The organism is Bradyrhizobium sp. (genome assembly GCF_049586575.1).
Taxonomy (GTDB): Bacteria; Pseudomonadota; Alphaproteobacteria; order Rhizobiales; family Xanthobacteraceae; genus Bradyrhizobium.
In genome coordinates, this window is the sequence record NZ_JBAVCF010000621.1 from 1 (window position 1) to 1861 (window position 1861).

Consider the following 1861-nt stretch of genomic DNA (forward strand, 5'->3'; position numbering starts at 1 on the left):
GTCCCTGCCCGGGAATCGGCCGTGACGCCGAGGCGGGCGGCGTGTCCAAAGCGCGGACACCTCCCGGTTGATCGACGAACTCCAAGACGCGTCCGGTCACAGGGCCCCCGAGGACTAGCGGCGAGGCCCTCCGGGCATCAACCATCAACGTGGCGACTGCTATTTGCGCAGAGACGAACTTCTGGACGCGCCGCCTCTGAGCTCCCGCCTTGACGACGAGTTACTAGCCAATCATCTGGCCGATGCTGAACGGCTGCTTGAGCAAGCCGAACCGCTGCATCGCGTCGGCAACGCGCTGCAGCCGGACACGGTCCACTCCGAGAGGAAAGGCGGGCACCGCCATAACCGCGGCCGTCTGCGGTGACACGCCCAGGAACGCCTTCGTCGCCTGCTCGACGGCGGCGCGGCTGGAATCGGCCAGAGCCTGGCCCCTCTCCAAGGCGCGGATGAACGCGGCCACCGTCCTCGGGTAACGCTGCTCAAAGGTCCGGGTGACGGCATAACCCACGACGGGAAAGCCCGTCACCGCGCCCTCGTCTAGGTCCAGCACCCCACGCGCGCCGATCTGCTGATCGGCGGTGCTCAGGAACGGCTCGGGCAGCCATGCCGCGTCGACCTTGTGATCCTTGAGCGCGGTCACCATCAGTGGGAACGGGATCGCAACGAGCTTGACATTACGAATCGATAGGCCGTCTGCCGCCAGTGCCGACCCGATCAGGATGGTGCCGATATTGTTCTGGACGTTGACGGCGAGCGTCGCGCCTCTGAGTCCGGCCAGGGTGACGATCCGCGACCCCGGCAGGGTTGCAATCTCCTGGTTGGTCGCCTGCATCACCGACCCTTCGGCGATGATGCGCAAGTCGGCACCCTGCTCCGCATCCGCTTGGATGTAGGAGACGTAATTACCGAGCGTTACATCGTAGCCGCCCGCGAGTTGCTTGCTGATCGCAAGCTCGGCGCTGACAATCGGGACGATCTTCACGTGCAGGCCTTCGGCCGCAAAGAAGCCCTGTTGCTGTGCGATGTACAGTCCGGCCGTGTCGGTCGCCGGGACTGCCCCGACAACGATGCTCGCTTTCTCCGGAGTGCCCGACTGACTCGAATTGCCCGAACCGCTCGTGCAGCCCGCCGCGCCTAGCGTGACCAGGCCGACGAGCGTGATGACCATGCTGGAGCAGCGGCATATTCTCCTTATCGCCGCTACGGCAGCCAGGCTGCCAGGACCGAGCACATGCATCCCAGCGGTTGCATGCGTTCTGCGTCTGAAAGATCCGAGACAGGCCATGTAATACCCCCACATCCACGCCACGACCGGGCGTGGCCTTGCGGCGGCCATCGACCCGGCACGATCACCGCAGTGCTTGCCCGCCGGGGCCTGGCAGCCATCGATGCCGACGACGACCCGTTGCCTGCGCGGTCCGGTGACGCTGTCGGCAACGTAGTGGAAGAAGAGCTGGAAGCGCCGGACTTTGCCCGTCTTGCCCGGCACAGCTCGGCATGGAATCCGCCTGCGTGGACGCACTGATCGATGCCGTGGCGCCAGCGACGCTGTACGTCTGCGGCGGGGCAGCCAACGAGCTACAACTGGCTGACCGCTTCGCTCAGGTGTTCCTGCTGAGATAAACGAGCCCACCATGCTGGCACGACTGGATGCGCGCAGGAACAGCGACCGGCCGTATCTCGGCGCCCTCACACTCATTCAAGTAACCAGCAGTGCGATTCTCCCAGTCAGCGCCTCGGCCTCCGCCGCTCTATGTCGGGGGTTTGGCAGCGGCCAGCCGCGCATTTTCCGCGACCGCCCGCGCCCGCTGCCGCCGTACCCGCTCGGGCACCACATTCTCTCGCGGCGCGGCCGGAACGA

The 1861-nt window shown here is 65.9% G+C and carries 2 protein-coding genes; one reads left to right on the forward strand and one right to left on the reverse strand.

From position 1 onward, the window contains the following. Positions 1-223: 223 nt before the first annotated feature. Positions 224-1489, reverse strand: a complete 1266-nt coding sequence (locus tag WB528_RS22980) for an ABC transporter substrate-binding protein (protein WP_423890989.1) — start codon at positions 1487-1489, stop codon at positions 224-226. A 145-nt stretch (positions 1490-1634) separates the two neighbouring features. Between WB528_RS22980 and WB528_RS22985 the strand changes: the two genes are divergently transcribed. After that, the coding region (locus tag WB528_RS22985) for a hypothetical protein (RefSeq protein ID WP_423890991.1) at positions 1635-1861 on the forward strand (227 nt) is incomplete at its 3' end.